The sequence below is a fragment of the Mesorhizobium sp. M0016 genome, assembly GCF_040324035.1.
In the GTDB taxonomy this organism is placed as follows: domain Bacteria; phylum Pseudomonadota; class Alphaproteobacteria; order Rhizobiales; family Rhizobiaceae; genus Mesorhizobium.
In genome coordinates this window covers 1-22929 of the sequence record NZ_JAMYVM010000013.1, presented here as the reverse complement: position 1 = coordinate 22929, position 22929 = coordinate 1, and the positions used below count along the sequence as shown (strand labels likewise).

Below are 22929 nucleotides of genomic sequence, written 5' to 3'. Positions count from 1 at the left end.
GGTGATCGTGGCGGGTTGGACGGGCGTATGCCATTCGTCGGCTTCGTGCCGACATCCAGAACCCTCTTCGCCCCAATCGTTCGCGACCTCGGTGCTATGAGTGGACTTGGTCTTTTTAGGTTCGGAAAGGCTGAACGAGTTGCAACGGGCGACGCCCTTCTCATGCACCATCAACCACGACCCGATCTCGTCCCTCCGACTTCGCGCGGAATAGTGCCAGATCGGCGGCTTTGACGAGATCATTCGGGCTCTCGTTCGTATTTGGGACCGGTGGCGACGCCAACGCTGTGCTTTGCGATAAGATCACGGATCCATTGATCAGATTTCAGGTATATTCTCTTTGAAGATCACCTGAAGTCGTGGTTGATGCGGTTCATAGTTCAGGTGCCTGACAGAGTGGCTTAAAATGTTGAGCGCTTCCCGCGCCTCGACGCGCGGATTTTGATCTATGACCGCATCGAGCGTCCCATCCAACAAAAGTTCCTTGGTGCCGTCTGTCACCTCGTGGCCGAGAAAGAGAATGTCTTTCGCGCGTCCACGCTCCTTGAGCGCCCGAGCGATGCCGGTGTTGCCGGCGCCGACATTGTAGATCGCGGCAAGATCGGGGTGCCGGTCCAGAAGCGCTGATGCTTCCGAATAAGCCTTCTCTCGGTCATCCAGCATTTCGCGCATCTCGACGATCTCGAGATTGGGCGACTCCTCGGTCAAGATGTGCCGGAATCCCATCTCGCGTTCCTCATGGCCGCGATAGGACAGCGAGCCGGCGAACAGCGCCACCTTGCTTGGGCGTTCCGATCCCATGAAACGGTTGAGAAGATACCCGGCCAACCGCCCGGCGGCGCGGTTGTCTATGCCGATATAGGCCACCCTCGGCACATGCAGGATGTCGGATGCGATGGTCACCACCTTGACGTCATTGGCCGACAGCGAGCGGATCGCCTCGCGCACCGTCGGATGATCGAGCGCGATCACGCCGACGCCTTGTGTCTGTCCACGCAATTCTTGCAGCAGGCGGGCGAGCCGGTCGGGGTTGAAGCCCTCTATGGTGGCGATGTGGACGTCGAGATCGGGGCGCGCCAAGGCCTGCGCCTCGATGTGTCGATGCAGCATCTTGATGAAGGAATTGGTGCCGGCCGGCAGAGCGAAGTCCAGACGGATGACCTCTCCAGGTGAGGGCCTGGGCGGCGCTCCGTTCGGGCCCTCGGCGATGTAGCCGAGGCGCTGCGCCATTTCGAGCACGATCTCACGCGTGCGCGCCCGCACACCTGGCCTGTTGTTCAGCACGCGGTCGACGGTGGCGGCGGAAACGCCGGCTTCCCGGGCTATGTCAGTCAAGGTGGAACGCACCGTCTTCATCTCCTCAATGCATCAGATCGCACAATGCCGCTAGCCCGTCCGACGGCCACAGCTGCCAGCCATCAGCGATTCTGATGGGAAATGATGTATCGAGCCTTAGCCGATGCGCAAGGAGGTTGGGCTAAATCGCGTCGCCCGGCGTGATAGTCGCGTGCCAGAAAGGCAGATTTCCCATCAAATCGAGGCATTGAGCCCGTGTGTCGACCTTTGCATGACGTATTTTCTCCGCGGTTGCGGTGTTACGATGTATTTTGAGTATTTATGATGTTGACAGCCTTCCGGTGCTGCCGTCAATATCCCTCAATGGGCTCGTGGAGGAAACATCGGCCCTGAGGGAGGAATTCCAATGTCTGATTTGATCCGCATATCGCGACGCGGCTTGTTGGCGTCCGGAGGAAAGGCCGCGGCGTTCGTGGCTGCGGCCGGTATCGCACCGCAATTCATCCGTCCCGGCCGTGCCGTTGCGGCCGACGCGCTGGCGCCAGGCATGGTCGGCGGCCCCACCGGTTTCGAGGGCGCAGAGCGCTATCAATATGGCGCCGACACGCCGGAAGGCCGTGCCGTTGAGGCGGCCAAGGCCTTGAAGGGAGCTGGCAAGGCACCGGCCAAGATCGTGCTTGGCCTGTCGGATGGCTCGATTGGCCAACTCACACAGCCTTTCCCTGCGGGTGCGCCGTCGATCAAGGAGCTGTGGGAAAAGGAGACCGGCATCCAGATCGAGATCGTCGGCCTGCCGAACGGCCAGGAATTCACCAAGACGATGCAGGACATCTCCACCAAGGGTGGGGCCTATGACATCTACTCGACGGAATGGAACCGCCTCGGCGACCTTGCCGAGACCGGCGGCATCGCCAAGCTCGACGACTTCGTCGCCCAGTACAAGCCCGAATGGGACGATCCCAAGACCGGCTATGTCGACGGCGCCAAGGGCGTGTCGCTGCTCAACAAATATCGCGGGTCCAACTATGGCGTGTCGCTGGACGGCGACTTCCAGACCTGGGTCTACCGCACCGACCTGTTCGGCGACGCTGCCGAGCAGAAGGCGTTCAAGGACAAATTCGGCTACGATCTGGCGCCGCCGAAGACCTGGAAGCAGCACAGTGACATCGCGGGCTTCTTCCAGCGGCCCGACAAGGGCCTGTTCGGCTCCACCGACCTGCGCAACCAGGGCTGGGGCTACACCAACTGGTATCAGCGCTATGTCTCGATGGCATCGCCCAACCAGTTCCTGTTCGGCGACGACGGCAAGCCGCTGATCAATTCCGAGCACGGCATTGCCGCCACCAACGAATATGTCGGCTCGCTGGTTCATCACTCGCCGGACGCGATCTCCTGGGGCTGGCCGGAGCAGTATGGAAATTTCGCCAAGGGCGGCGCGGCGATGACCTGCGCCTTCTCGAACCTGCCGAAATTCCTCGACAATGCCGGCAACAAGGATTCTGCCGTCACCGGCAAGATCGGCTCGATGCTGCCGCCCGGCCGCGAAGTCGACGGCAAGCTGATCAGCCGTTCCGTGCTGTGGTTCTCGCTGACCGGCATGGTCTCGTCGCAGTCGAAAAACCAGGAGGTCGCCTACCTTTTGCTGCAGTGGCTGGGCTCCGCCCGCATCTATGCCTGGATGAGCGCCAATCCGGGCGGCTATCTCGATCCGTTCCGGCTCTCGGATTTCTCCGATCCGCTGGTGCGCCAGACCTACCACGCCTACCACATCGACGTGGTGCGCGAGACGGTCGCCCGCACGGTGCCGACGATCAACTATCCCGGCGCCACCGCCTTCCACAACGCATTGGACGAAAATCTGATGGCGTCGCTGACCAAGGCCAAGACAGCGGAACAGGCGATGGCCGACACGGAAGCGGAGTGGAAGAAGATCGCCCGCCGCATCGGCGAGGACAAATTGCTCGAAGCCATCAGGACGAACAAGGAGGCCTGGCCGACGGTTCTCGACCCGATCAGCTGATCCGTCTCCCTGGATCAGCGCTGGAGGGGAGGAGCATCTGTTCCTCCCCGCCGCAGTCAACGCCACCAGCAAAGCAGCCAGATGAAGCGTTCCGTCCCCTTCGAGATATTCCGCTACGCCGCGATCTTCGCGGCGATGGCGGTGACGCTGGTACCGATCCTGTGGATGGTGTCGATGGCCCTCAAGCCGATCGCCGAATGGTCGGCGACCGGCGCCGACCTGACATGGTGGCCGAAGAACCCGACGCTCGGCAATTTCCAGTTCGTCTTCGGCGAGTCCAACAACGATCTGATCGTGGCGCTCGACCGCACCGCGCTGAAGCCGATCCTGTCGTCGCTGCTGTCTTCGGTGTTCGGCACGGCGATCGCAATGTCGGCGGGCACGGCTGCGGCCTACGGGCTGTCGCGTTTCGGCTCCGGCCAGAACCTGCCGCTGGCGCTGATCCAGCTCAGGCTGTTTCCGCCAATGGCGGTGATGATCCCGGTCATGATCATGTGGGCCTTCCTGAACTTCACCGACAGCTGGTTTGGCCTGGCCCTGATCTACGGCATCGTCACCCTGCCGTTCGCTTTCTGGCTCATGAAGACCTTCTTCGACGACATGCCGCGCGAGATCGAGGAAGCGGCGCTTGTCGAAGGTTGTTCGCGGCTGCGCGTCTTCACGCGCATCACGCTGCCGATGATGCGCGCACCGCTGGCCAGCGCCGCCCTCTTCGTCTTCATCCTCAACTGGTCGGACTATCTGATCGCGCTGCTGCTGACGACGCGTGAATGGGTGACGATCCCGGTCTACATGGCCTCGCTGTCCTCCTCGATGACCGGGCAGCTCTATGGCGCCAAGGCCGCGCTCGGTCTTGTCGCCGCGGTGCCGCCGGTCATCATGGGCATCGCTATCCAGCGCCATCTGGTGCGCGGACTGACCTTCGGCGCGCTCAAGCAATGAGCGCGGTGACCGTGACTGTCTCAAAGGACGCAAAGGCCGCGCTTGGCAAGCCCGTGCTGCGGGACGAGGGAACGCGGCTGGGATTCCGGCTGACGCTGCCGGCGCAGATCCTGGTGCTCTTCATCTCCGTCTTCCCGCTGCTGATGCAGCTCTACATCAGCGTCACCGACTGGTCGCCGCTCTCCGGCCTCGGCTGGTGGAACGCATGGGAGATGTGGAACAGCTTCGCCAACTACACCGACCTTGCCGCCGATGCGCGCTTCTGGAGCGCGCTGAGGCGCACGGCCATCGTCATGGTCGTGTGCGTGCCCGTCGAATTCCTGCTTGGCCTGGCATTGGCGACGCTGTTCGCGGACGATTTTCCGGGCAAGCGGATCTTCTATTCGATCCTGCTGATGCCGATGATGGTGGTTCCGGCGGTGGCCGGCTACATGTTCTTCATGCTGTTCCAGTCGGGCGGGCCGCTGAACGACATCCTGTCGGCACTCAGCGGTTCCCGCGTCACCATCGCCTGGCTGTCTGACCCCACACTGGCGCTGATCGCGGTGATCATCGCCGATATCTGGCAGTGGACGCCGCTGATGTTCCTGATCCTGCTTGCCGGCCTGGTCGGCGTGCCGCAGGACCAGATCAAGGCGGCGACCCTGCTCGGCGCCAACCCGTGGCAGCGCTTCGTCACCATCGTGCTGCCGAAGATGAAGACGATCATCATCATCGCGCTGGCGATCCGCGTCATCGAGAACTTCAAGATCTTCGACACGCTCTACATCATGACCGGCGGCGGCCCCGGCGTCGCCACGGAGACGATCTCCGTCTACATCTACAAGGTCTCGACGCAGGACCTGATCTGGGGCTATGTGGCGGCGATCGCGCTGGCCATCCTGGTCGTGCTTTCGATCGTTGCCGTATTCGCCATGAAGCGCATGGCGCGGGCAAGGCTGGTGCCGGCATGAGCGCGATCCAGCTGCGCAACCTGGTCAAGACCTTTGGCGAGTTCACGGCGCTGAAGACCATGGACCTCGACATCGCCGATGGCGAGTTCATGGCGCTCCTCGGGCCTTCGGGCTGCGGCAAGTCGACGACGATGAACATGATCGCCGGCATGGAGGAGCCGACCAGCGGCAAGATCCTGTTCGGCGAGCGCGACATGGCCGGCGTGCCGATGGGCCGGCGCGGCGTCGGCTTCGTTTTCCAGAACTATGCCATCTTCACCCACATGACGGTGCGCCAGAACCTTGCCTATGGGCCGCGGATGCGCGGTGCGGCGAAAGCTGAGATCGACCGCCGCGTCGGCGCCACCGCCGAGCTGCTGCAGTTGACGCCGCTGCTCGACCGCAAGGCCGACCGTCTCTCGGTCAACATCCTGCAGCGGGTGGCAATCGGACGCTCGGCGATCATGGAGCCGGCCATCTTCCTGCTCGACGAGCCGCTGTCCAATGTCGACGCCGCCTTCCGGGCGGTAATGCGGACCGAGCTCAAGCAGCTGCAGCGCCAGTTCAGGCAGACGATGGTCTACGTCACCCATGACCAGCTCGAGGCCATGACCATGGCCGACCGCATTGCCGTCATGGATCACGGCGTGCTGCAGCAGGTGGGAACGCCGCTGGAAGTCTACAACAATCCAGCCAATGTCTTCGTCGCCCGCTTCATCGGCGCTCCGGGCATGAACCTGCTGAAGGGAAGGCCGGCGGAGAGCGACCGGGGCCTGGTGGTCGATCTCGGGCCACTGGGGGTCACGCCGACGCTGCCGGATGCGCTGGCCGCCACCTTGCGCGGATCGCGCTCTGAGGTGCTTTACGGCTTCCGGCCCGAACAGGTGTCGCTGGTGCAGAGCGGGCAGGGCCTCGCCATGCCGGTGAGCTTCGTCGAGCGGATCGGCGCGAGGACCATCGTCCATCTCGGCGATGGCGAGACCGCCGTGAAGGCGGTGTTCGACAATGCTGTCGGACTGTCGATCGGCGAGCTTGCCGTCGTCGCCCCCGTGGCATCGTCCGTGTGTGTCTTCGATGCCCGCAGCGGCATTGCGATGAAGGCAGGTTGACATGGCCGATATCGTCTTTCGCAATGTCAGCAAGCGTTACGGCACGACGCTCGCCGTCGACGACGCCTCGTTCACCGTCAATGACAACGAATTCTTCTGCTTCTTCGGGCCGCCGCTGTCGGGCAAATCGACAATCCTGCGCCTGGTGCTCGGGCTGGAGACGCCTGACGCCGGAGAGATCCTGATCGGCGGCAAACCGGTCAACACCGTCTCGCCGGCCGAGCGCAATGTCGCCATGGTGTTCCAGAACCTGGCGCTGTTCCCCCATATGAGCGCGCGCGAAAATGTGCGTTTCCCGCTGGTCGAGCGCAAGGTCGCCGAGGCCCAGATCGAAACGCGTGTCGCCGATGTGGCCGCCAAGCTCCACATCGGCCATATTCTGCACAAGCCGCCGGCGCAGCTTTCCGGTGGCGAGCGGCAACGCGTGGCCATAGCCCGCGCCCTGGTGCGCGACCCGAACGCCTATCTGATGGACGACCCGATCTCTGCGCTCGATGCGCGGCTGCGCGAGGGAACGCGCGTCGAGCTCAAGCGCATCCAGCGCGAACTCGGCAAGACGCTGATCTACGTCACCCATGACCAGGAAGAGGCGATGTCGATCGCCGACCGCATCGCGATTCTGGAGAATGGCAGGATCCGACAGATCGGCGCCCCGTCCGAGATCTACGACCGCCCGGCGAACACCTATGTGGCGCGACTGCTTGGTTCGCCGATGATGAACATCCTCAAATCCGTTCGCGGCGAAGATGGCCTCGAGGCCGCCGAAGGCACGGTCAGCATCGACGATCGCGCTGCTCCGGCCGACGCGATCGAAATCGGGCTCAGGCCGGAGGACATCAAGGTCCGGCCCTGGGTCGAAGGGGGCGCTGGCCGCCCGGCGCGCGTATTCGAGGTCGAGCCCCTTGGCGGCTACACGGTGGTAACGCTCGCCGCCGGAGAGGCGCGGCTGAAGGCGCTGCTGCGCGGCCAGCCCGACATCAGGCCGGATGCGGTGGTAGCGATATCCTGCGAGCCGGCCCGGGTGCATTATTTCGGGCAGGACGGAGGCGCGTTGGCGAGATGATCGCGGCTGCGAAAACAGAATTTCGGGAGGAAGACATGGCGAGCGAAGGCTTCGAGCCGGACGTGAAGGTCCGCACGAAAGAATACCGTATCGGCTGCATCGGCGCTGGCATGATCATGGCCGAGTGCCATCTGGCAGCCTATCGCGAAGCGGAGTTCAACGTGGTGGCGATCGCCTCGCGCACCCGTTCCAATGCGCAGAAGGTCGCCGCGCGTTGGGACATCCCGACCGTCCACGACACGCCGGAACAGCTGATCGAGGATTCTGAGGTCGAGATCGTCGACCTTGCCTTTCCACCCGATCTGCAGCCGGCGCTGATCCGCCATGCGCTGAAGCAGCCTCACATCAAGGCGATCCTGGCGCAGAAGCCACTGGCGCTGTCGGTCGATGAAGCCGTGAAGCTGCGCGACGAGGCAGCCAAGTCAGGCAAGATCCTCTCGGTCAACCAGAACATGCGCTACGACCAGTCGATGCGCGTGCTGAAGCAGATCATCGACGGCGGCGCGCTGGGCGACATCGTCTTCGCGCAGATCGACATGCACGCCATCCCGCACTGGCAGGGGTTCCTCGAGGATTAGCACCGGCTGTCGCTCGCCAATATGAGCGTGCACCATCTGGACGTGCTGCGCTTCCTGTTCGGCGATCCCTCGGAAATCACCACCCTGACACGCAAGGACCCGCGCACGACATTCGAGCATAGCGACGGCATCACCGTCTCGACGCTGCGCTTTCCCTCCGGCGTGCTCGCCGTGTCGCTGGAGGATGTCTGGTCCGGACCGCGCCAGGAGGGCTATGAGGACGACCAGCACATCAACTGGCGCGTCGACGGCACCAAGGGTGTCGCCAAGGGCGCGATCGGCTGGCCGAAAGGCGTGGCCTCAACACTGACCTTCGCGTCGACCGAGACGACCGGCGGCGAATGGGTCAGCCCGAGCTGGGACACGATGTGGTTCCCGCACGCCTTCATCGGCGTCATGGAGCAATTGCAGCACGCGGTGAAGACCGGTGCGCCGCCGGCATTATCGGTGGCCGACAACGTCAAGACGATGGCGCTGGTCGAGGCCGGCTATCGCTCGATCGACGAGGGCCGCACCATCAAGCTTTCCGAAATCTCGATAAAATCAGCCAACTGAATCGCTTAGGGAGGAATTCACATCATGATGCAGGCAGGTATTTTCACGGGCTATTTCCCGTACGGCCTCGAAGAGACGGCGAAGAAGATCCGCGGGCTCGGTTTCAACACGGTGCAGCTCGACCTGCATTTCAGGGATGTCGATCTGTCGGCCGGGCAGATCACTGAGGACAAGGCCAAGCAGGTGCGCGACGTCTTCCGCGACAACAACCTGCCGATCTGCTGCGTGTCGGGCTACACCAACATCATTCATCCCGACAGATCCGAGCGCGATAAGCGCGTCGGGTATCTCAAGGAAATCATCCGCAATGCGCGCAGCTTCGGCTCGCCCTACGTGATCTCCGAGACCGGCACCTACAACACCGAATCCGACTGGGTGCATCATCCCAAAAACAAGACCGAGGAAGGCTTCGAGGAATGCCGCAAGGTGATCGCCGAGCTTACCCAGACCGCCTACGACCACGGCGCGGTCTTCCTCCTCGAGACTTACGTTAACAACGTCGTGGGCTCGGTCGAGGAGACGGTCAAAATGTTCGCGCAGGTCGACCATCCCGGCCTCGGCCTGTTGATGGATCCGACCAACTATTTCGAGACCCACAATATCGACAAAATGGACCAGATCCTCAACCAGGTGTTCGACACGCTGACCGACAAGATCAAGATCGCGCATGCCAAGGACGTCAAGCGTTCGGGCAGCGACAAGTCGGAAAAGCATGCCGACATCGGCGACGAGGATGCGATGGAGAGCCACACGTTCCGCGGCGTCGGCGAGATCGAGCTGCCGGCGCCCGGGCTGGGATTGCTGAATTACGATCTCTATCTGCAGCGGCTGGCGGAAAAGCACCCAAACATCCCGGTCATCATCGAGCATCTCTCTGAAGACGACGTGCCGCGCGCGAAGAAATTCCTCGATGGGAAGTTCCGCGCCAACGGCCTGTGAGCGCCGGTTGCGCCGCCGGCGCATGGCGGCGCAACTCCAACCAAGGGAGGAATGAATGTTGAAATTCGCATTGAAAGTGGCTGCCGCGGCAACGCTGGTAGCCGGGGTCTCCTTGAGCCTGCCGGCATTCGCCCAGGCCGGCCAGAAGACCTTCTATCTGCTGTCGCATGGTGGCCCTTCGGACGCGTTCTGGATCGACTGGAATGCCGGCGCGACCAAGGCCTGCGACCAGCTCAAGGTGACCTGCAAGATCTCGTTCAGCGGCGGCGACATGGCGGCGCAGAAGGAGGCTTTCAACTCGGCGCTCGCCGCCAAGCCGGACGGCATCGCTACCACCTCTGCTCAGCCCGGCCTGTGGACGGAGGAGGTGAAGGCCGCCAAGGCCGCCGGCATACCGATCGTGTTCTTCAACACCGACGATCCGGCGACCGGGCGTCAGGCCTATGTCGGGGCCGACCTCAGGGAGGCGGGCGTCATCTGGGCCAAGTATCTCGTCGACCACAAGATGGTGAAGCAGGGCGACAAGGTGTTCCTGCCGGTCGAAGTGCCGGGCGCCAGCTACCAGCAGCTCGAGACCGAGGGCATCGCCAGCGTCTTCGATCCGCTCGGCATCAAGTACGACGTGGTCGATTGCGGCACCGACCCGGCCGGCATCATCGCCAAGATGACCGACTACATGGTCGCCAACAATCCGCCGGCAATCATTGCACTCGGCGATTCCGTGGCAGCAAGCATCAAACGCGTCTTCGACGGGGCCGGTGTGTCGGCCGGCAAGGTCCCGGTCGTCGGCTGGGGCAACTCAAAGGAGACGGCCGAGGCGGTCAAGTCCGGCTTCGTCAATGCTGCGGCCTGGCAGTACCCGTCGGCGCAGGGCTTCATGCCGGTGGCGCTGCTCGGGCTTGCGGCCTCTGGCGAGCCGATCGGCTACGACATTCACACATTCAGCCTCTACGACGCCTCGAGCGTCGAGCCGATCCTGAAACTCTACAACAAGTGACGACAATCGGCGCCCGCCCCGAAATGGCGGGCGCCGGACGCATGGTCCTGACAGATATGGCAATCATAGCAGACGACGACACGCAGCGAGCGAAGGGCAGGTCTGCGCTGCTGCGTTCACCGCAATTCTCCTCGCTCATCATCCTCATCGTGCTGCTCGTGGTGTTCGCCATCGCCGACGGCAACTTCCTGTCGCCGCTCAACATATCCAACATGATGGCGTTCCTGCCCGAGCTCGGCATCATCGCTCTCGGCATGACGCTGCTGCTGACGGCGGGCGAGTTCGATCTGTCGGTCGGCGCCGTGTTCGGCCTTGCGCCCGTCGTGGTGATGCTGCTGGTGCAGAATGGCGGTATCGACATCGGCGTCGCCCTCCTGGCCGGGCTTGTGCTGTGCATCGCGATCGGCGCCATCAACGGGCTGATCGTCACCAAGATCGGCATTTCCTCGTTCCTGGTCACGCTGTCGATGCTGCTCGTCGTGCGCGGCGCGGCGCTCTACATCACGCAGGGATTCCCCCTGAAGTCGTGGGACCAGCCCGGCTTCTTCGTCACGCTGCTTGCCGGCAGCTTCAATGTAGGCTCGTTCCGGTTCTACACCTCGCTCTGGTGGTTCATCGGCCTGTCGCTGCTGGCGATTTACATCCTGCGCTACGCGAAGCTCGGCAACTGGATCAGCGCCATCGGCAGCAACCGCAACGCAGCGGTGGCGCGCGGCGTGCCGGCCGACGCGGTCAAGATCTGGCTGTTCATCCTGACCTCGGTGGTGGCCGGGCTGGCCGGCATGATCAGCGCGTTCCGGATTTCGGCCGCCTCGCCGGTGGCCGGCACCGGCTACGAACTCGAAGTGATCGCCATGGTGGTGGTCGGCGGCACGGCGCTCACTGGCGGGCGCGGCACCATCCTCGGCACCATCGTCGGCGCGCTGATGCTGCGCGCCATCCGCAACGGCATCGTGCTGATCGGCGTGCCGGGCTTGGCATACAACATCTTCGTCGGCGTCATCATCCTCGCCATGCTCATCCTGCACGCTTTGCTGCAGAAGAACGCCGCAAGGAGCTGACGATGGAAGTGCTGCGTCTGCAAGACCTGCAAAAGTCCTTCGGCAACGTGCGTGCGCTGAAGAACGCCTCGTTCACCCTCAACGAAGGCGAGGTGGTTGCCCTGCTCGGCGACAATGGCGCCGGGAAATCGACGCTGATCAAAGCGATCTCCGGCGTCTTCCCGGCCGACCACGGCGACATCTTCGTGCGCGGCGAGAAGGCATCGATCCGCTCGACGCGCGACGCGATGGACCTCGGCATCGAGACCATCCATCAGGACACATCGCTCGCGCCGGACCTCAGCATCGCGCGCAATCTTTTCCTGGGCCGGGAGCCGGTCAATTTCGGTTGGCTCGGCGTGTTCGCGCCGCTCGATCTCGCCAAGCTTCGCAACGCCGCCTCGGCGCTGCTGAAGCGGGTCGGCATTTCGAAAAAGCTCGATGCAGATGCGCTGGTGAGCACCCTCTCGGGCGGTGAGCGGCAATCGATCGCGATCTCGCGCGCCATGCAGTTCGCCGCCAAGGTGATCATACTCGACGAGCCGACCAACAATCTTGGCGTCGAGGAAACCCACGGCGTGCTGCGCTTCGTCAAGGAGGTGCGCGACGCCGGCCACTCGGTGCTGCTCATCACCCACAACATCCACCACGTGTTCCAGGTCGCCGACCGCATCATCGTCATGCGCCGCGGCGAAATCGTCGCGGAACAGACGGTCGCCGACACCGACCTGTTGACGGTGGAAAGCATCATCACCGGCGCCGACATGTCGGCCTTGCTCAAGGAGGCGAGGGCAAAGTGAAGGACGTCGCATGGTAGAGCTTTACGGCAAGACGCTGTCGCGAAGGCAGGTGGCCGAGCGGTCCGGCATGCTGTCGCAGTTTGCCGGCGTGCGGCTGATGACGCTCGGCGACGGCGTGGAGCGCGGCATCCGGATGCTCGAGTTCCGCACCGGCTCCGGCCTGCGCTTCACGGCGCTGGTCGACCGGGCGCTCGATATCGCCGATTGCGACTTCCGGGGCCAGGCGATCGGCTGGCATTCGCCGAGCGGCTTTCGCCACCCCGGACTGCACGAGCATGAAGGGGAGGACGGTTTCGCCTTTGGCCGGTCGTTCTCGGGGCTGCTCGTCACCTGCGGCCTCGACCATATACTGGGCCGGGAAGACGTGCCGGCCGAAAGCTACAATTATCCGGGGCGCAAGCGGGTATTGCACTCGCTGCATGGCCGCATCGGCACCGTGCCGGCGCGGCTGACCGGCTACGGCGAGGCCTGGGACGGCGACCGCTGCGTGCTGTGGGCGGAAGGCATTGTCCAGCAGGCAACCGTGTTCGGCGAGGATCTCCATTTGCTGCGCCGCATCGAGGCCGATGTCGGCGGCACCGAGATCCGGCTGTCGGACCGCGTCGTCAATCATGGTTTCAGCCGCACGCCGCACATGTATTTCTATCACGTCAACGTCAGCCATCCCTTGCTCGACGAGGGTTCGCGCTACCTGGCGCCGATCCGGGATGTCGTCTGGGCGGCGCACGCCGGCGATCGTTACGAGGCGCAGAAGGTCGGCTACCGAACCGTGCCGGCGCCGCAGCTGGGATTCAGCGAGCAGGTCTGGGAGCACGAGCTTGGCGCCGATGCGGCGGGCGAGGTGCCGGTGGCCGTCGTCAATGACCAACTGGGGCTCGGCTTCGAGGTCGTTACCCGCAAGGATCAGCTGCCCTGCACCTATCAGTGGCAGAACTTCCAGGCCGGCCTATATGCGTTGGGAATCGAACCCTCGACGCATCATGTTCTGGGCAATCTCGCCGCGCGCGAACGGGGCGAGATGATCTGGCTGGACCATGGCGAAAGCCGCTCCTATGACGCCGTGTTCCGGGTGCTCGACGGTGCCGGTCAGATCGCCCAAGCGGAAGCGAGGATAGGGTCGATCGCCCGGCAGCCGCAACAGGATTACCCTGCGCCGTCGGGCGCTTTTGCGAGACTGCAGGCGTGACCGGCTTGAAACGCACGATCGGTTGCCGCGGCGGGCGGGAAGTGCGCCGTAATACGGAAGCAGGCGCGGCCCGGCCGACCCCAGGCGGCCCTTGCGGAGCGCAGGCGGGAAACGGAGAAGACGATGACGGCAAGCAGGAAGCGCGACTACAGCCTGGTCGGTGAAAGCACCAAGCGCGCCATCGAGACCGGATTGGCTTCGGCCGAATGGTATCACACCGATGTCCCGCGCAGGGCGATCAAGGAGTTGATGCAACGCTCCGACGGGCCGGCGATCCGCGACACGATCATCTGGGTCGCGGCGATCCTGGTGTCGGCCGCCGGCATCGTATGGTTCTGGGGCACTTGGTGGGTGGTGCCGTTCCTGTTCGTCTATGGCGTGCTTTACGGCTCGTCGAGCGACTCGCGCTGGCACGAATGCGGCCACGGCACCGCGTTCCGGACGCGCTGGATGAACGATGTCGTCTACCAGATCTCAAGCTTCATGCTGATGCGCAACCCCGTGCAATGGCGCTGGAGCCATGCCCGCCATCACACCGATACCATCATCGTCGGCCGCGATGCCGAAATCGCCGTCATGCGTCCCCCAGATCTGCTAAGGGCGGCGCTCGCCTTCACCGGTATTCTCGATTTCCGCTATTCGCTGCCGGCGCTGGTGCGCCAGGCGTTCGGCAAGCTGAATGAAGAGAAGAGCTATATCCCCGAGATGGAGCAGCACAAGGCGGTGATCGCTGCGCGCTGGCATGTCGCCATCTATGCGGCGACAGTCGGGCTGGCGTTGTTCACGTGGTCGCTGCTGCCGCTGGTGCTGATCGGCCTGCCGCGCCTCTATGGCAGCTGGCACATGGTGCTGACAGGGTTGCTGCAGCATATCGGCCTGGCCGACAATGTCGTCGATCACCGGCTGAACACGCGCACCGTCTACATGAACCCGGTCAGCCGCTTCATCTACTGGAACATGAATTATCACGTCGAACACCATATGTTCCCGATGGTGCCCTATCATGCGCTGCCAAGACTGCACGAGCTGATCAAGCACGACTTGCCGGTGCCGAACCCGTCGATGTGGCATGCCTATCGCGAGGTCTGGCCGGTGCTGCTTCGACAGCTGAAATACGAGGATTTTTATCTCAAGCGGAAATTGCCACCGACAGCCAGACCCTATCGCGGCGAATTTCACCAGGTGGATATGTCGGCGGCCGCTGAATAGCGATAGCGAATTTTGCCGGAGCCGGAGATGGCTGACTGGATTGAAGCGTGCGCGGTGGACGACATCTCGAAAGAGGATGTCATCTGCTTCGATCCTCGCGGTTTGCCGCTCGCCCGATGACGAGTTCTTCGCCACCGACGGATATTGGACCCATGAGAAGGCGCATCTAGCCGAAGGGCTGGTGATCGACGACGTCATCGAATGCCTTGAAGCACATTGGCCGCTCTGCGACCGGCCAGGCCAGGGCGCGCCGGTCTGCGTCAAGCTCGCGATCTATCCGATAAGAATCGAGGCCGGCAAGGTGATGATCCAGATCTGACGCGTGGTAACCGGTCCAGCACCGCGTTTAGCAAACTCAGAGTGACGTTTTCCTGAGCCGAAAGAGACAGACCGTCGCCGACGGGCGCGCCATGGAGGGTAAGCGCCAGCTGACCATGCTGCGCGTGCTGGTCATGGACGTGGCCGAGGGCCGCCGACCGGGCTGAGGTCGATCGTCTCGATGTCGCCGGAGTTGTGCTGAACCCTAGATCGCGATGCGGCCCCCAGCCTGTTCACCGTGCCGGCCTAGAATTTCTTCGAGATCGGCACCGCCGACTGTTTTCTTAGTTGGGCTTTCCGGCTCCACAAGACGGGCACCGACGCCGTCATTGCAGCGCCGGCTATGCCACGGTCACCGTGCCCAGACATATGTGCTTGGCCCTTTGACCCTGATCGACGAGGTCCTGATTCACTGCTGCTTCTGCTGATCAGCTTTGAGGTGCTGATTGTGCGGTTTGATCTGGCAGCGTTGATACTGGGCGCTACCGCGATCGAAGCGGAAGGACAGCGCCTACCGCAGCGGCAAAACGACCGCCTGAACAAGATCAGTGTGAGGGAAGGAGATGGAATTTATTGGTGCGCAGCGAGCGCGGCAAAGCTGCGCAGGTGATCGTGGCTGGAAAGCGTCGCTACAAAGGCGGTGCGTTGTCAGTTTGGAAGCCGACACGCGTCCGGCAGACGACGGTGATCTCGCTGGCTGACTGCGGCGCGGGATTATTATTGAACGACGGCAGGAAGTAGGCTCGGTGCCACGCCGTGCGTCCAGGACTCGGGTTGGAGTGGATTATGGTTCGGGGTGACGATAGCCGATCTGCGCAGCCTCGAACCTCCAGCGCTTGCCGCATGTTGGGCAGGGGTACAATTGTCACTTTCACGCTCGACCTGCTCCGCGTGTGCGTCAGGATGATGCTACACTCAAATTCTCACCACGGCTCAAGGTTCTCCTCGGCAGCGAGGCTTCATGCCGTAAGCGAGCCGCCCCGGGAAACTGATTTCAATTCCTTCGCAGCCGCAACGAGGCGCGGTCATTCCCGACGGCTTTGATGAGCTCCATCACCTGCTCAGGCGTGATGCCGTTCTGCTGGGCAAAATGGAAGAGTTCGTTGCGTTCGTTGGACGAGACCCGGTTCCTGTCGCGAAAATCACGCTCGGTTTTGTTGTCCGTCATCATCTTCTCCTTTCAACCTCAATTCGCCGGCCCGAACCGCCCGCTGGAGCAAACCCGAGGCCGCCGAACGCGGAGGCCGATCGAGCCTCGCTAGGGCTGCTGCGAGTAGACGAAAGCTCCAACTGGCGAAAGCTGGGGGAGCTTGTCCAATGCCGGGGTGGGCTCGGTGCACGCCGTGGCATCGCTTCGGCGACTTTAACCACCCGCCCAGAACACGGATGGGAGCAGCCTCGGAAAGATCCGCCCACCAGGCAATGAAGCTACGCGAACACCGAGTTCCTCGTCCTGTAGCATCAGCAGACGCTCTCGTGGATGTCTTACCCGGCATTCTCGCCGGAATGATCGAAGTGGATGGCGAGGCCAAAGGCGAGCGCTCGCTCGGCGATCATATTGACAAGATGGCTTTCGCCGATCGACAGCGCCGGAACGGCCTCTTTCAACGCCTCGAGAGCATGCCGTATCGACAAAAGACCCCGCCGCTTGCGGCTGCTCACATATTGATCGATCAGGGATTCCAGTGGCATCTGCCTGCCTCCGCTTCGGACAGGATCTCGTAGCGTGGCTGCGGAGCAACAGCATTCACATTGGTTAAGAGATGGCGGCGAACGCCATCATGCATGCCGCCAAAAACAGACGGCGGTGGGGCTGGCTGATTTACCCCGGGTTGGAGCGCTACCCTGGGGTAAGCATGGCACGACCGTCGCGCCGGGTTCGGACATTTTCGGTGCTACTGCTCCGGTACCGCGGAGGTTTGTGGATGGTTGCGTGCCGCCTCGGCGATTTCCGGAATGAATTTCGTCGCGGTGCAGCTTCGGTTTACATTGGCGCGGGCGGTAAATACCTCTTGCCCGCAGACTTGCGAAGCGAGCGCGATCGGCACGTGCACCGCCAGTGGCAACTCGGTCTCAGCCACTCCCAGATGTCTTGCAACCTGTTGCTTCACCTCCGGCCGGCCGAGCGAGACGTCAACGCCGACATCATCCTTGGCGGTCGGCGACGATCCTTGCGCCGGCAGTCGACCCTGCTTGGCTGTTTGCGACGAGTCGCCGGATTGCTGCGCGGGCTGACTTGTCTGCGCAGATGCCTCGACGCCAAAAGTCAGCGAGGCCGCCAGTCCCAAAAAAGCCCGGAGCCCCAAAGACGCAACCCGAAGTCCGAATGTGCTCATTGTCATGTTCCTCACCGTGCGGGGTTCAACCTGGCGCGCTCAGAGTTCGGTGTTGCTTCGGCCTCTTTCGAAGACAGGGATGTCTTCCTCCTCCTCATCATTGTCACCGGTTGGTATGTCCTCGGCGTAGCTGCGGGTCAGTTCCTCGGTTTCGCTTAAGCCGTCGATCGTCTCATTGGCGCCTGCCCCTTCATCATGACGACCGGTAATTTCGCTGCGGGGCCTTGCGCCGATCGGCTGGTCGACATCGTCGGCTCCCCCGAAACCTGGCTCCGCGCCGTGCCTGTCTTCGTGGCCCACGGGGCTGTCCAACACGGCGGCATCCTCCGGGCGAATGGGTTCATCATTGGCGAAGTCACTTCGTCTCGAATGCGAGGTCTCGTTTTGCTTTGGCATGTCAGGTCTCCTGTTCGTTTGGCAAATTCGACGACGCTGGTGCTTGCACGCCGGACTACCTGAGCGACGCACCCTTTAGAGTTCCTGCATCGACGACCGCTTGAAGGTTGCAGCGTCCCTGGGGGCGGAGGCAGTGCCAGAGGGTTGGCACAGACTCCACAGGCCGCGAAGAACCAACGTCGTGGCCAGATCCACTCAGCCCTGAGAACCGCTCTTGCTCAGTTGCTGGGCATGTTTGAAATGCTGCCGGATGACCGGCGCGGTCTTTTTCGCATGGGCCGCCAGATGTTTTTCCTGACCGTTTTCCGCATAGGAGGTCATCAGCGTCAGGGCTTCCTGGTGCGCTGCAACCTGGGCGTCGACGTAGGCGTTATCGAACGCCCCGCTGCTGTCGTTGCTCAATGCTTCCAATTGGGCAGCATGCTTGCTTGTCATCTCCGGTGCCACTGCGACGTCGTCCTTCTTTGCCGCCGCAATGAGCCGCTTGGAAGAATTCGTGTGGTCCTTGATCATCATGCGAGCGAATTCCTTCACTCGTGATGTCTTCGATTTCCGCAGCGCCAACTCACTCGACTGGATCTCGAACATGTCTGAACTCGCAGCTGCTTTGACAAATTCCTGCGGGGACGTCGTCGCGGTCTGAGCCATTGCCCCCGGGCTGATGAGACCGATGGCGATCGCAGCCAAAAGCACTTTGACGAAATGCATGTTGTGCTCCTGCAATATTGCTTAACTGGCCCAACACGGCCGAGCTGCCGTTGTTCCCCTTTTTGTGACAATAAATACCGGGCGGCAGGCGTAGACCCCGAATGGCTCCTGCTCAGCGCTTTGATCATAGATCCGGCCGTATTGCAGGACCGGTGACTGCGCGGAGCTCAGCGCGGTTCTCCGATAAGGCACTATGATCGAAGAGCAGCCGACCGACTTCGTAAGCCCAGTGGATGCGCAGGAGTGCGCTGTTTGCCGACCCGTCGCCGTGGGTCACGCGTCGTGGCAGACCTGTCCGACAGGTCCATGAAAACTTCTGCAAGCTGCGATGATGATGGGCAAATAGGCCCAGCACCTAGCTTAGTATAATACGCGCCCGCTGGCCCGGCCGGCCGGCTTTTCGTTTGCCCTCGGAACCTGGTCAATTCGCACAGTTGCTCCCCTGCGATGGCGCGGGCCGCCTCGAATCGGAAATTCTGTCAATCGCCCGACGCGGCTGCTGCCCTCCCTGCCACGAGCCGGAATGCATAACGATTGCGGATGTGGCTGTTAAAATAGACGCCCTTGGCAAAGGCAGCTTTGAACGCGGCAACGGCCTCAGCAGGTACGTCCAAAAACTCGTAATGCTTCCCGCTCGCTACAAACCAAACCGAGAGAACCCTGGTGTTCGGGTCATAGTCGAACTTGCGTATCGAAGTCGACGGCATGGTATGCCATCCAAACTCAGCCGGGTTGGATCGCCAGCTACAGGCTGAAACTGTATTCGAAGACGTGCCCGCGCTTCTCGTCGGCAACCCTGATCCAAATGGGTTCGCTGGTGCGCAGGGTGACGTCGCGCTCCGTCGCTTCCCGCGCCGCCCTGATCGGCGTTGTCGCGTGCACGATGTGGGTAGCCGTCACGGTATCGCCATCCATTTCCTCAACGTGGTATTTCGGCACTTGTGTTCCTAAGCGTCTAGTTCGAGAGGCTGATCGTGATCCGGATCGGCATGATAAGCGACCTGGCGAAAGTCGCGCATATCGATCTGTTGGCCGCAAACAGGGCAAGGCATGAAATGATCGAGCTCGCTCGCGGGCGGGCCTTCATGTCGGTGCCCAATTATTGGTCTGCCGAGATCCGATAGCCTGGTCATTATTTCCGCAGAGCCTTCGCTTCTCGCTCCAGCGTTTCGCGTTGGTTGCCGTGCTTCGCGATAATTCCTTGACCTGCTGCGGGGTGATCCCGGCCTTGGCTGCGAAATACTCGACTTCATAATCCTCATCGGCCGAGACACGGTCCCGATCGCGAAAATCCCGCTTGCTCTTGTCGTCGGCCATATCGATTCCTCCTTCGCTCATCCCGCAACGCTGAGTTGACGTGTTTGTTGCACCCAAGAGGCTGATTTCCGGTTTCGGAACTATTTTAGCTTAATCTTATTGAATCGCCGGAGGGCGGATCAGTGCATGCGTTTGAAGTTCATCGAGCCGTTGATGCCGACCCTTGTGGAGAAGCCTCCCGAGGGTGAAGGCTGGACTCACGAGGTCAAGTTCGACGGCTACCGATCGCAGATGATCATCGATGAAGACGGCACACGCATTTATACGCGCAACGGCCACGACTGGACCGCGAAATATCGCGACCTGGTGGGGGAGGCAAAGAGTCTTGGTGCCGAAAGCGCGATTGTCGACGGTGAGATCATCGTCTTGAACGAAGCTGGCCTTTCGGACTTCGGCGATCTGCGCAAAGCGATCACCCGCCGACAGCAAGACCTCTATTTCGTCGTCTTCGATCTATTGCACCTCAATGGGCACGATCTGCGCGACATGGCGCTTGAGGAGCGGCGCGAGATCCTGGCCAGCATGATCAAGCCCGGGCGGCGTATTCAGTTCAGCGAGCCTCTGCCCGGCGAAGCCAAGGCGATCCTCCACTTGCTCGACCAAGCCGGACTTGAAGGCATGGTGTCGAAGCGGAAGGACAGCAAATACCGCAGCGGTCCGTCGGCCAACTGGCTGAAGGCCAAGTGCTATGCGATCGACGAGTTCGATCTGCTCGGCGTCGAGCGTGAAGCGGGCAAGCCGGCTTTCGCTCTCATGGCCGAGCGGGGCACAGGGCGCTATGTCGGCAGCGCGTTCGTCACCTTGAACCGGGAAATGCGCGAGAGGCTATGGAAACGCGTCCAAGAGCACCCAGGCACGGCGCCCAAGGGCGTCATGAAGCGGCTGCGACGCAATGGGTCAAGCCGGGGCTGATCGGCCGCGTAAAGCACCTGCGCGGCGAGGATGACCTGCGCCACGCCTCACTGCAGGACTTCCGAGAGGATGACACAGATGGCCGTGGCTAGGAAAGATCAGGAGCGCGCCACCTACGCCTGGATGTACGCCCAAGCGAGCAAGGATGGCAAGGAGACGTGCGGTGCCAGCCTACTGGGGAGAGCATGCCGACGCGTGGCTGCAGGGCTTTGACGGTGAGCCGGTGGCCGCCTTCGGCAAGACCAAGACTGTCAACGACGAAATGGAAGCCGAGGTCGACGAAGCTGCCGCCGAGCGCCCTGCTGGAACCTAAGCGCTGGATCGAGCTTAGGCTTCATGAGCACACGCGGCGTCAACTTTCTCGATTGCTGGATCGGCAACAATTTCCCCGAAACGGCTAAAACCGACGCCGTTTCGGTAAGTGAGTACATACACAAATTGTATGCCGACGCTAAAGCCTTGACGATCGAGCGCGAAGAGATCGACGAAGAGGTTGATAGCCTATATCGGACGCTGGTCGATGCCGTCGTGCACTTTGCCCCAGGTGTTTCCGAATGAGCAAGCCGGCCGTCCTATTTTTGAACCAATGGATAAAAAAACACGATCTATCCGACGCCGGTGCGCCGAAAGAGCGAGCGGAGATCGAGCAGCTCGCAAAGCGCCTAATCGCCGACGCGGAGGCTGAGGGGATTGCGGAAAGCGAGCTGACCGAGGCGTTCGACGACAAGGAGGTCGACAGCCTTTATCGTACCCTCCTCGATGTTAATTCTGGGATACCGGAATGGGTGTTCCCGGCCTGAAGGTTCCGGACAGTTTGGGTGGCCGAGCAGTTGCCCACTGTGGCGAGGGGCGATCCGATCGCCACCAGCGAGTTGGCATAAGGTTCTCATGTAAGTGCGGGCGGCCGATTTGAATTCGGCCAACTGTGGCAGAAAAACAACTGCATCAATCGGCGCGCTCTGCTACCAAAAAGGTTAGTTACAGGAGATCACCTATGAAGAAGCTGCTTCTTGGTCTGTCGTTGTCTCTGCTGGCTTCGTCGGCGTATGCTGCCGATGCCATCGTTGCAGAAGCCGCGCCGGTCTTTAGCTGGACGGGTGGGTATGTCGGCCTACAGGCAGGCTATGCTTGGGGGAATGGCAACATAGACGAAATCGGTGGGCCGGGCTTTGTCGACACAGATCCCGACGGGTTCCTTGGTGGCGTCTACGCCGGTTACAACTATCAGATGTCCAATAACATTGTGATTGGCGCGGAGCTGGACGTCGTATATGCGAATGTTGATGGCAGCGGCCAAGTCTTCAGCGCTCCTGGTATCCCGATCCCGGGCGGCATCGCCACCGAAGAACTCAACTGGAGTGCGGCGGCAAGACTGCGCCTAGGATATGCCGTTGATCGCTTTCTTCCTTATATTGCGGGTGGCGTTGCGTTTGGCGATGTCGACATAAGTAATAATGGAGGCGGACCTTCGTTCGGAGATACATTCACAGGATGGACGATAGGCGTGGGCTTGGATTATGCCATGACCGACAATCTGCTGCTGCGAGGCGAGTATCGCTATACCGACTTCGGTACAGAATCCTTTGGTGGTCTGGTCAATGCCGACGTTGATCTGAAGACCAACGAGGTTCGCTTCGGCATCGCCTACAAGTTCTAATCCCCTGATGTCATAATAGCCTGTCGCTCACCGCGACGGGCTTTTTTGTGCAAGAACCGTTTGCGGCGATCCCCTCAACGGAGTTCGCTACCATGGTCAAGACGAAAACCCCTCACGACACGTTTCGCAGGAACAGCTCGCCCGCTTCAAGATCGAGGCGGAACGGCTGCACAAGGCAATCGTCGGCCCGATTGTCGCCGATCTGCGACAATCACCAGGCCGTGCAGGATCCGCATGAAGTGCTGCTCAAGAACGTGAACAATAACCGACAGGGATGCGCTATCCGATGACCTCTTACAGGTCCGGCGTCGCTGCCTAGTGCTGGATAGGTGGAGTCCCGGCAGCGCCCATCAGTTGACTGTACCCGGCGAGGTCAGCCGCAAGGATCGCCGAGAGCTTGCGCTCGACCCGACCGATTTCCATCCAGTCCCTCTGCAAGGCGTCAGGATCATATTTGCCCAGGTCAAGCGATCCAAGTCCGCTCTTCCGGTTTTCTTTGGGATCGCGTCAACCATGTCGGGCGCACCCGTTCGTACGGAGCAACTGGCGCTCCGCACGAGGGACAGGGCAACTCACTGGTGACTGGGTGCGTGCCTGACGAAGCTCTTCGTTTCGGCTG

25 protein-coding genes and 3 pseudogenes are annotated in these 22929 nt (G+C 61.8%); 19 read left to right on the top strand and 9 right to left on the bottom strand.

Annotated elements, in window-relative coordinates; all coding sequences use genetic code 11:
- Nucleotides 1-318: 318 nt before the first annotated feature.
- Nucleotides 319-1347: a LacI family DNA-binding transcriptional regulator gene (locus NKJ88_RS19215; RefSeq protein WP_023697399.1), complete on the bottom strand. Its 1029-nt coding sequence runs from the start codon at nucleotides 1345-1347 to the stop codon at nucleotides 319-321.
- A 355-nt stretch (nucleotides 1348-1702) separates the two neighbouring features.
- On the opposite strand from NKJ88_RS19215, the gene NKJ88_RS19210 reads away from it, so the two are divergent.
- The 14 genes and pseudogenes from NKJ88_RS19210 (at nucleotide 1703) to NKJ88_RS19145 (ending at nucleotide 15725) form a co-directional block, all read left to right on the top strand.
- Nucleotides 1703-3316: an extracellular solute-binding protein gene (locus NKJ88_RS19210; RefSeq protein ID WP_023682259.1), complete on the top strand. Its 1614-nt coding sequence runs from the start codon at nucleotides 1703-1705 to the stop codon at nucleotides 3314-3316.
- A gap of 81 nt (nucleotides 3317-3397) precedes the next feature.
- A complete protein-coding gene (locus NKJ88_RS19205) occupies nucleotides 3398-4258 on the top strand; it encodes a carbohydrate ABC transporter permease (protein WP_352445063.1) in 861 nt (286 codons plus the stop codon).
- The gene (locus tag NKJ88_RS19200; RefSeq protein WP_023713725.1) at nucleotides 4255-5211 is read left to right on the top strand and encodes a carbohydrate ABC transporter permease; all 957 of its coding nucleotides are present in this window, start codon (nucleotides 4255-4257) and stop codon (nucleotides 5209-5211) included. Before NKJ88_RS19205 ends, NKJ88_RS19200 begins: the two co-directional genes overlap by 4 nt.
- Nucleotides 5208-6299, top strand: a complete 1092-nt coding sequence (locus NKJ88_RS19195) for an ABC transporter ATP-binding protein (protein WP_023697396.1) — start codon at nucleotides 5208-5210, stop codon at nucleotides 6297-6299. The genes NKJ88_RS19200 and NKJ88_RS19195 overlap by 4 nt, the downstream gene beginning before the upstream one ends.
- Nucleotide 6300: 1 nt before the next feature.
- Nucleotides 6301-7362: an ABC transporter ATP-binding protein gene (locus NKJ88_RS19190; RefSeq protein ID WP_023697395.1), complete on the top strand. Its 1062-nt coding sequence runs from the start codon at nucleotides 6301-6303 to the stop codon at nucleotides 7360-7362.
- A gap of 35 nt (nucleotides 7363-7397) precedes the next feature.
- Nucleotides 7398-8495 (top strand): annotated as a pseudogene (locus tag NKJ88_RS19185) (Gfo/Idh/MocA family protein).
- A 24-nt stretch (nucleotides 8496-8519) separates the two neighbouring features.
- On the top strand, nucleotides 8520-9434 hold the full coding sequence (locus NKJ88_RS19180; protein WP_352445061.1) for a sugar phosphate isomerase/epimerase family protein: 915 nt from the start codon (nucleotides 8520-8522) through the stop codon (nucleotides 9432-9434).
- 55 nt (nucleotides 9435-9489) lie between these two features.
- Nucleotides 9490-10431 carry a sugar ABC transporter substrate-binding protein gene (locus NKJ88_RS19175; RefSeq protein WP_023697393.1) on the top strand — a complete coding sequence of 314 codons (942 nt, stop codon included), beginning with the start codon at nucleotides 9490-9492 and terminating at the stop codon, nucleotides 10429-10431.
- A gap of 56 nt (nucleotides 10432-10487) precedes the next feature.
- Nucleotides 10488-11492, top strand: a complete 1005-nt coding sequence (locus tag NKJ88_RS19170) for an ABC transporter permease (RefSeq protein ID WP_050590338.1) — start codon at nucleotides 10488-10490, stop codon at nucleotides 11490-11492.
- Nucleotides 11489-12271 (top strand): ATP-binding cassette domain-containing protein, encoded by a 783-nt coding sequence (locus tag NKJ88_RS19165; RefSeq protein ID WP_023693351.1) that lies wholly within the window; start codon nucleotides 11489-11491, stop codon nucleotides 12269-12271. Before NKJ88_RS19170 ends, NKJ88_RS19165 begins: the two co-directional genes overlap by 4 nt.
- 10 nt (nucleotides 12272-12281) lie before the next feature.
- The gene (locus NKJ88_RS19160; RefSeq protein ID WP_023823209.1) at nucleotides 12282-13457 is read left to right on the top strand and encodes an aldose 1-epimerase family protein; all 1176 of its coding nucleotides are present in this window, start codon (nucleotides 12282-12284) and stop codon (nucleotides 13455-13457) included.
- 123 nt (nucleotides 13458-13580) lie between these two features.
- A complete protein-coding gene (locus NKJ88_RS19155) occupies nucleotides 13581-14666 on the top strand; it encodes a fatty acid desaturase family protein (protein ID WP_023713731.1) in 1086 nt (361 codons plus the stop codon).
- A 27-nt stretch (nucleotides 14667-14693) separates the two neighbouring features.
- Nucleotides 14694-14985 (top strand): annotated as a pseudogene (locus NKJ88_RS19150) (Rieske 2Fe-2S domain-containing protein).
- Between the two features lie 572 nt (nucleotides 14986-15557).
- Nucleotides 15558-15725: a hypothetical protein gene (locus NKJ88_RS19145; RefSeq protein ID WP_156935602.1), complete on the top strand. Its 168-nt coding sequence runs from the start codon at nucleotides 15558-15560 to the stop codon at nucleotides 15723-15725.
- A gap of 253 nt (nucleotides 15726-15978) precedes the next feature.
- On the opposite strand, the gene NKJ88_RS19140 is transcribed toward NKJ88_RS19145, so the two are convergent.
- The 8 genes from NKJ88_RS19140 to NKJ88_RS19105 all read right to left on the bottom strand — a co-directional run bounded on the left by NKJ88_RS19140 (nucleotide 15979) and on the right by NKJ88_RS19105 (nucleotide 19741).
- On the bottom strand, nucleotides 15979-16152 hold the full coding sequence (locus NKJ88_RS19140; RefSeq protein WP_023731698.1) for a DUF3606 domain-containing protein: 174 nt from the start codon (nucleotides 16150-16152) through the stop codon (nucleotides 15979-15981).
- 317 nt (nucleotides 16153-16469) lie between these two features.
- Nucleotides 16470-16676: a hypothetical protein gene (locus tag NKJ88_RS19135; RefSeq protein WP_023673164.1), complete on the bottom strand. Its 207-nt coding sequence runs from the start codon at nucleotides 16674-16676 to the stop codon at nucleotides 16470-16472.
- Between the two features lie 203 nt (nucleotides 16677-16879).
- Nucleotides 16880-17272, bottom strand: a complete 393-nt coding sequence (locus NKJ88_RS19130) for a hypothetical protein (RefSeq protein ID WP_023713734.1) — start codon at nucleotides 17270-17272, stop codon at nucleotides 16880-16882.
- 87 nt (nucleotides 17273-17359) lie between these two features.
- The gene (locus tag NKJ88_RS19125; RefSeq protein ID WP_023685250.1) at nucleotides 17360-17716 is read right to left on the bottom strand and encodes a hypothetical protein; all 357 of its coding nucleotides are present in this window, start codon (nucleotides 17714-17716) and stop codon (nucleotides 17360-17362) included.
- 195 nt (nucleotides 17717-17911) lie between these two features.
- Nucleotides 17912-18424 (bottom strand): DUF4142 domain-containing protein, encoded by a 513-nt coding sequence (locus tag NKJ88_RS19120; RefSeq protein WP_023713735.1) that lies wholly within the window; start codon nucleotides 18422-18424, stop codon nucleotides 17912-17914.
- A gap of 479 nt (nucleotides 18425-18903) precedes the next feature.
- On the bottom strand, nucleotides 18904-19131 hold the full coding sequence (locus NKJ88_RS19115; RefSeq protein ID WP_023713736.1) for a KTSC domain-containing protein: 228 nt from the start codon (nucleotides 19129-19131) through the stop codon (nucleotides 18904-18906).
- Nucleotides 19132-19168: 37 nt separating this feature from the next.
- The gene (locus NKJ88_RS19110; RefSeq protein ID WP_023713737.1) at nucleotides 19169-19363 is read right to left on the bottom strand and encodes a hypothetical protein; all 195 of its coding nucleotides are present in this window, start codon (nucleotides 19361-19363) and stop codon (nucleotides 19169-19171) included.
- A 144-nt stretch (nucleotides 19364-19507) separates the two neighbouring features.
- The gene (locus NKJ88_RS19105; protein ID WP_352445057.1) at nucleotides 19508-19741 is read right to left on the bottom strand and encodes a DUF3606 domain-containing protein; all 234 of its coding nucleotides are present in this window, start codon (nucleotides 19739-19741) and stop codon (nucleotides 19508-19510) included.
- A gap of 126 nt (nucleotides 19742-19867) precedes the next feature.
- On the opposite strand from NKJ88_RS19105, the pseudogene NKJ88_RS19100 reads away from it, so the two are divergent.
- The 5 genes and pseudogenes from NKJ88_RS19100 (at nucleotide 19868) to NKJ88_RS19080 (ending at nucleotide 22310) form a co-directional block, all read left to right on the top strand.
- Nucleotides 19868-20745: pseudogene (locus tag NKJ88_RS19100) on the top strand (ATP-dependent DNA ligase).
- A 71-nt stretch (nucleotides 20746-20816) separates the two neighbouring features.
- Nucleotides 20817-20966 (top strand): hypothetical protein, encoded by a 150-nt coding sequence (locus NKJ88_RS19095; protein ID WP_352445055.1) that lies wholly within the window; start codon nucleotides 20817-20819, stop codon nucleotides 20964-20966.
- A 23-nt stretch (nucleotides 20967-20989) separates the two neighbouring features.
- Nucleotides 20990-21211 (top strand): DUF768 domain-containing protein, encoded by a 222-nt coding sequence (locus NKJ88_RS19090; RefSeq protein ID WP_352445054.1) that lies wholly within the window; start codon nucleotides 20990-20992, stop codon nucleotides 21209-21211.
- A complete protein-coding gene (locus tag NKJ88_RS19085) occupies nucleotides 21208-21453 on the top strand; it encodes a DUF768 domain-containing protein (RefSeq protein WP_352445053.1) in 246 nt (81 codons plus the stop codon). The genes NKJ88_RS19090 and NKJ88_RS19085 overlap by 4 nt, the downstream gene beginning before the upstream one ends.
- Nucleotides 21454-21647: 194 nt before the next feature.
- Nucleotides 21648-22310, top strand: coding sequence for an outer membrane protein (locus NKJ88_RS19080; RefSeq protein ID WP_023673148.1), 663 nt, complete (start codon nucleotides 21648-21650; stop codon nucleotides 22308-22310).
- The last annotated feature ends 619 nt before the right edge of the window (nucleotides 22311-22929 follow it).